7 protein-coding genes are annotated in these 6000 nt (G+C 31.6%); 3 read left to right on the top strand and 4 right to left on the bottom strand.

Features of this window, described 5'->3' with window-relative positions; translation table 11 throughout:
- The 3 genes from ABI657_RS13230 to ABI657_RS13220 all read right to left on the bottom strand — a co-directional run.
- Window positions 1-592: class I tRNA ligase family protein (locus ABI657_RS13230; protein ID WP_348097742.1), on the bottom strand; the 592-nt coding region annotated here is incomplete at its 3' end.
- 125 nt (window positions 593-717) lie between these two features.
- Window positions 718-1389, bottom strand: a complete 672-nt coding sequence (gene folE / locus ABI657_RS13225; RefSeq protein WP_348097741.1) for a GTP cyclohydrolase I FolE — start codon at window positions 1387-1389, stop codon at window positions 718-720.
- A gap of 203 nt (window positions 1390-1592) precedes the next feature.
- The gene (locus tag ABI657_RS13220; RefSeq protein WP_348097740.1) at window positions 1593-2789 is read right to left on the bottom strand and encodes a pyridoxal phosphate-dependent aminotransferase; all 1197 of its coding nucleotides are present in this window, start codon (window positions 2787-2789) and stop codon (window positions 1593-1595) included.
- Between the two features lie 122 nt (window positions 2790-2911).
- Between ABI657_RS13220 and ABI657_RS13215 the strand changes: the two genes are divergently transcribed.
- The 3 genes from ABI657_RS13215 to ABI657_RS13205 all read left to right on the top strand — a co-directional run bounded on the left by ABI657_RS13215 (window position 2912) and on the right by ABI657_RS13205 (window position 5403).
- Window positions 2912-4234 carry a PDZ domain-containing protein gene (locus ABI657_RS13215; RefSeq protein WP_348097739.1) on the top strand — a complete coding sequence of 441 codons (1323 nt, stop codon included), beginning with the start codon at window positions 2912-2914 and terminating at the stop codon, window positions 4232-4234.
- A gap of 313 nt (window positions 4235-4547) precedes the next feature.
- On the top strand, window positions 4548-4889 hold the full coding sequence (locus ABI657_RS13210) for an OmpA family protein (RefSeq protein WP_348097738.1): 342 nt from the start codon (window positions 4548-4550) through the stop codon (window positions 4887-4889).
- 37 nt (window positions 4890-4926) lie between these two features.
- Window positions 4927-5403, top strand: coding sequence for a hypothetical protein (locus ABI657_RS13205; RefSeq protein WP_348097737.1), 477 nt, complete (start codon window positions 4927-4929; stop codon window positions 5401-5403).
- 85 nt (window positions 5404-5488) lie between these two features.
- Here the strand turns inward: ABI657_RS13205 and ABI657_RS13200 are convergent, their stop codons facing one another.
- Window positions 5489-5869, bottom strand: coding sequence for a DUF1573 domain-containing protein (locus ABI657_RS13200; RefSeq protein WP_348097736.1), 381 nt, complete (start codon window positions 5867-5869; stop codon window positions 5489-5491).
- Between the last annotated feature and the right edge of the window lie 131 nt (window positions 5870-6000).

The raw sequence follows: 6000 nt of genomic DNA, 5'->3' as shown, positions 1-6000 counted from the left end.
GATTTCTTTTGTCAGACTGGCCATCAAGATCACGTGTATTGGCTAACATATCTTCAATATTTCGGCCGCTTAAAATTCCGTAATTGTTGGTTTCATTATATTTTACGACATCAAAATAAACAGATCCGTTGGCTTCGTAACCAATTCCGGTATCAATAATTTTTTTGATGATTTCTATTTGTTCAATAATGTGTCCGGTAGCCGTAGGTTCAATGCTTGGCGGCAGAAAGTTGAAAGCTTTTAGTATTTCATGAAAATCTACTGTATAGCGTTGCACAACTTCCATAGGTTCCAATTGTTCCAAACGTGCTTTTTTGGCAATTTTATCTTCGCCTTCATCAACATCATCTACGATATGTCCAACATCAGTAATATTTCTAACATAACGTACTTTATAGTCAAGATGTAAAAAATACCTGAAAATAACATCAAAGGACATAAATGTTCTCACATTTCCTAAGTGTACATTACTGTAAACGGTAGGCCCGCAAACATACATTCCAACATTTCCTTCGTGAATTGGATTGAAATTTTCTTTTTCACCTGAAAGTGAATTGTATATTTTTAAATGTTGACTTGTATATAAAGGCATATTTAATTAGATTTTTAGAAGCCAAATCCTGCTGTACGCTGTATCTTTTATGGTGAACACCACCATAAAAGGATGTCGCTTCCATCAGGGCTAGACTATAAATATAATAGAATTATCGTAAAAAATTAGAATTGTGTTTCTAATTTGATATAGTCTAAAAATTCTCTTTTTGTTTGAGGGTCCTTAAATTTTCCACCAAATTCAGAAGTTACGGTACTGCTTTCGATATCTTTAATACCTCTTGAGTTAACGCAAAGGTGTTTAGCATCAATAACGCAGGCAACATCTTCAGTTCCTAAAGCTTTTTGTAATTCCTGAACAATCTGCATAGTAAGACGTTCCTGGACCTGGGGTCTTTTGGCATAATATTCTACAATGCGGTTCATTTTAGATAAACCAATAACTCTTCCATTTGAAATATAAGCCACGTGAGCACGTCCGATAATTGGTAATAAGTGATGTTCGCAGGTAGAATAAACGGTAATGTTTTTTTCAACTAACATTTCCCCATATTTGTAATTATTGTCAAAAGTAGATGCTTTTGGTTGCTTTGAAGGGTTCAAACCACCAAAAATTTCCTTGACAAACATTTTAGCAACCCGGTTTGGAGTACCTTTTATGCTGTCATCAGTTAAATCCATTCCCAATGTTTGCAGAATGTTTTCAACATCTTTTTTTATTCTTTCTATTTTTTCATCATCGCTTAAGTCAAAAGCATCCTGTCTTACAGGGTTTTGAGCATTGCTGCTAAAATGATTGTCTCCTGTTTCGTCTTGAAAATCCTCGTTGTTTATCATTAAAAACTACTATTATTATGGGTGTATCTTTTTAAGGAGGTAAAGATAATTAATAAATAGGAAACCTTTTCTATCGTTTTTACTATTTAATTGTTCCTTTTTAGATATAATTTAAATTAAAAAGAAATCATTGTTTATTAAAAACACAAAAGACAATAACTGAAGTAGTTACTGTCTTTTGCAATTAAAATTTTTAAACTGGTTTATCTTTTATTGTAAACCAAAAGGGCTTCTTTTAATATGTTTACAGCAGTAACTAAATCTTTTTTGTTTAGCACATACGCAATCCTTACCTGATTCAATCCCATTCCTGGAGTTGAATAAAAACCCGCAGCAGGAGCAACCATAACGGTTTCACCATTTAAATCATAGCTTTCCAGAAGCCATTGAGCAAAATCTTCAGAATTTTCTATTGGCAGTTGTGCAATGCAATAAAAAGCTCCTTTTGGTTTGGTTACGATTACACCTTCAATTTTGTTTAGTTCGGTTATCAAGGTGTCACGACGACTTTTATATTCTGCAATTACTTCATCAAAATAACTTTGAGGAGTATCGATAGCAGCCTCACACGCAATTTGTTCAATAGTTGGAGGACTTAAACGCGCCTGGGCAAATTTCATTACTGTCGCCAGCACTTGTTTGTTTTTAGTTACCAGACAGCCAATTCGGGCACCGCACATACTGTAACGTTTGGAAACAGAATCAACCATGATTACATTTTCTTTTACATCTTCCAGATTCATTACTGAAAAATGTACATCATTTCCATCGTACAAAAATTCACGATATACTTCATCAGCAATTAAATATAAATCATGTTTTTTGATTAAATATGCTAATTGTTTGATCTCTGATTCAGAATATAGATAACCAGTGGGATTTCCCGGATTGCAAATTAAAATGGCTTTGGTTCTTGATGTAATCAATTTTTCGACATCTTCAATACTTGGTAAAGCAAAACCACTTTCTATTGTAGAAATTACCGGAATAACGGTTGCGCTGGTCGATGATGCAAATGCATGATAATTAGCATAAAAAGGTTCCGGAATGATAATTTCATCTCCAGGATCTGTAATAGTAGCCAGTGCAAACAATAAGGCTTCAGAACCACCAGTAGTGATAATGATATCTTCTGAATTAACATTTACATTTTGGCGTTGGTAAAATTGAGCTAACTTTTTTCTATAACTTTCGTATCCGGCAGAAGGACTGTATTCTATAATGCTTAAATCAATATTTTTTACCGCATCGATGGCCACTTCGGGTGTATTGATATCCGGTTGACCAATGTTTAAATGATACACTTTTTTTCCTTTTTGTTTAGCAAGATCTGCATAAGGAGCTAATTTGCGTATCGGTGATTCGGGCATGTTTCTGCCTTTGTTTGAAATTGTTGGCATGTGTTTTATTATTGAAGTGCAAATTTGCATTTTTTTTTTCAATTTAACGTAAACAATGATGGTACTTATGAAATTGTAACAATAATCAATTTTTTTAGTAATTTTATAATAAAAAACCATCAATGAAAAAAAATATCATCTTGTTTTTTGGACTTTTGACATCTTTTGTACTAATAGCACAAGATGATTTTTTGATTGAAAAGAATAAAAATAAAGTTGTAATACCTTTTAAACTGATTAATAACTTAGTTTTTATTCCAATAGAAGTGAACGGTATTGAACTTAATTTTTTACTTGATTCCGGTGTGGATGAAACAATTTTGTTCAGCATGGAAGAAAAAAAAGAAGTGAGTTTTAATAATGTACAAAAAATTAAGCTGAGGGGTTTAGGTAGTGATGAGGAAATAGAAGGCTTAAAATCAACCAATAATATTTTACAAACCCATGGTCTTAAATCAACAAATCACTTGGTTTATATAATATTAGACCAGGGTTTTAATTTGTCTTCTCATATAGGGATTCCCGTAAACGGTATTATAGGATATAAATTTTTTAAAAATAATATTGTCGAAATTAATTACCAGAAAAAAAAGGTTGTTGTACATAGCAATAATGAGAAAATACGTGATGAATTGGGAAAAAAGTATAAGGCTATTCCAATCACTATTGAAAAATCCAAACCTTATCTCAATGCTACAGCAGTAGTTAATGGCACAGAAATTTTGGCTAAACTATTAATTGACATTGGTAATAGTGATTCTTTTTGGATTTTTGAAAATGACAAAATAGAATTGCCTAAAAAGAATTTTCCTGATTTTTTAGGAAAGGGATTTAGTGGTGATATTGAAGGGCATCGGGCAAAAATTTCTAAATTCTATTTAGCGGATTTTGGATTTAAAAACCCTATTGTAGCTTTTCCTGATTCCAGTTCTATTAAAAATGTAAAAATGGTAAGAGGACGAATAGGTTCTGTGGGAGGTGAAATCTTAAAAAGATTCAGGCTTGTTTTAGATTATGAAGATAAAAAAATATACTTAAAGCCAAACAATAAATATAATGAGGCTTTTACCTACAATAAAAGCGGTATCACAATTCAGCATAACGGTCTGCAATGGGTACAGGAGACGGTACATTTCGAAATGGTCAGTGTAATAAATAGTAGTGATGAACTAAATGCAAAAAACAGGGAACAGGATTTTAAGTATAAATTTCAATTGAAGCCAATTTATGAAATTGTGAATGTCCGTAAAAACTCTGCTGCACAAAAATGTGGACTAAAGAGTGGTGATGTGATCATCAGCATTAATAAAAATAGGCCATACAAATATACTTTGGAACAAATTAATCAACTATTAAAGTCAGAAGAAGATGTCTGGATTAATTTAGAAATTGAACGAAATAGTGTGTTACTAAAGTTTCGTTTTCGTTTAGAAGATGAATTGTAATTATTAAAATTTATTAATATGATGCTGGATAGAATGAGGTAATTAATTTGTGTTTATTGCTTAAATCGAACAAATAAGAGTATATGGGTGATTTAATTAATAATTAATTATTTTTAACAAGTTTTAATGTTAATTTATGATCAAAAAATATTTTTGTCTAATTAATTTAGTTCTTTTCTTTTTTCTTTTTTTCCCGACTGCAAACGTTTTATATAATGAAAAATTTGAATCATGGGCTGCTCATATAATCAATGATGCGGTAAGTGCTTTAATGATATTAATATTTCGCCTTCTCTGAGAATTGGTTATGGTTATGACCATACATTTTGATTATAATATGTGTTACATCCGTAAACCATTTAAAGTAGTTTTAGGCAGGGTTATCGCCTTGATGAAGAAATATCCTGAAATGGTTATCGAAATAGGATCTCATACGGATTCCAGGGGGAATGCTAAATTTAATGAAGATTTATCTCAAAAAAGAGCTTCTTCAAGTAAGGATTTTTTAATTGAGTCCGGCATTGACAGGAAAAGAATTATTGCAAAAGGATATGGGGAATCCGTTCCAATCATAAAATGCAAAAGTGATGATTCCTACTCTGAAGAACAACACGAATTGAACAGAAGAAGTGAATTTGTAATTAAGAATTTGTAGATTTATACTTTAGTTTAATTAACTTAAATTTCGAATTATGAAAAGTCAAATTTTATCTTGTTTGCTTGTTGTTTGCATCGGATTCCAAAGCTGTAAAAAAAACAAAAGTTCTGATGGCGTTGAAGCACCTAAAACCGAAGCGGAAAAGTTCGTAAAGGAGGATTGTTATAAAGCAATTTACGAAAGTGATACTCTTGAACTAAAATTGAATACTTTGAAAGACGGCAAAATTACAGGAGATTTTGTCATGAAAATTGAGTTTGCATCAGAAAAGATTGGGGAAATCAAAGGAGAATTTCGCGGAGACACTTTGTTTGCTGATTATACCTTTAGACAAGGAACAAATAAAGACAGGGTTTTCAAAAATCCAATGGCATTTTTAAAACGAGGAAATGAGCTTGTTTTAGGAAATGGCTCTATCGTGACATCACTTGGAGTTTCTTATTTTGAAAAGGGTAAGCCTATAGATTTTGATAAGGTAAAATACAAGTTTAAAAATATTGACTGTAAATAAATAAAACAAAACAGCCTGGTTTTATGACCAATAAAAAAGCCGTTTCTCATTTTAAGGAAACGGCTTTTTCTATTTTAGTATTTTATTATAAAACTTCGCCCTTAATTTTTAAGGCGATCCGACCATCTGGTTGATTAACAGCATTGGTTTCGACAGTTATTGTTTTACGAATTGGACCAGCAGACATATTATATTTTACATCAATTTTGCCTTTTTTACCCGGCATAATAGCCGAAGCTGGTTTAGTAACTACAACAGAACTTACTGTAGATTCTGCAGATGTTATTAGCAAAGGCGCATCTCCGGTATTTGTAAACTCAAAAGATCGGACTGCATTATCAGTTTTCGATACTTTACCATAATCGATAGTATTATCCTGAGCAGCAAATTCAATTTTTGGTCCTTTTTGCGAGTAACCAATTGTGCTAAATAATACTATTGCAATAAAAGTGGCAACATTTTTCATTTTGAAATTGTTTAAAGTTGTAAGTAAATATACTTTGTTTTAATTAATACACAAATTAATATTTCGTTATTATTTCGCTTTTTATAGTGTACTTAATTATTTACTTTTGTTGCGAGTTACAATTACAAAAA

The sequence above is a fragment of the Flavobacterium sp. genome, from assembly GCF_039930565.1.
Lineage (GTDB): Bacteria > Bacteroidota > Bacteroidia > Flavobacteriales > Flavobacteriaceae > Flavobacterium.
The sequence above is the reverse complement of the archived record's forward strand: the minus strand, read 5'-3'. Positions and strand labels throughout refer to the sequence as shown.

Excerpts from the sequence above, each read along its gene's own strand:
- ABI657_RS13200 (WP_348097736.1), bottom strand. The coding sequence starts at position 5,869 with ATGAAAAATGTTGCCACTTTTATTGCAATAGTATTATTTAGCACAATT.
- ABI657_RS13210 (WP_348097738.1), top strand. The coding sequence starts at position 4,548 with ATGACCATACATTTTGATTATAATATGTGTTACATCCGTAAACCATTT.
- ABI657_RS13220 (WP_348097740.1), bottom strand. The coding sequence starts at position 2,789 with ATGCCAACAATTTCAAACAAAGGCAGAAACATGCCCGAATCACCGATA.
- ABI657_RS13215 (WP_348097739.1), top strand. The coding sequence starts at position 2,912 with ATGAAAAAAAATATCATCTTGTTTTTTGGACTTTTGACATCTTTTGTA.
- folE (WP_348097741.1), bottom strand. The coding sequence starts at position 1,389 with ATGATAAACAACGAGGATTTTCAAGACGAAACAGGAGACAATCATTTT.
- ABI657_RS13205 (WP_348097737.1), top strand. The coding sequence starts at position 4,927 with ATGAAAAGTCAAATTTTATCTTGTTTGCTTGTTGTTTGCATCGGATTC.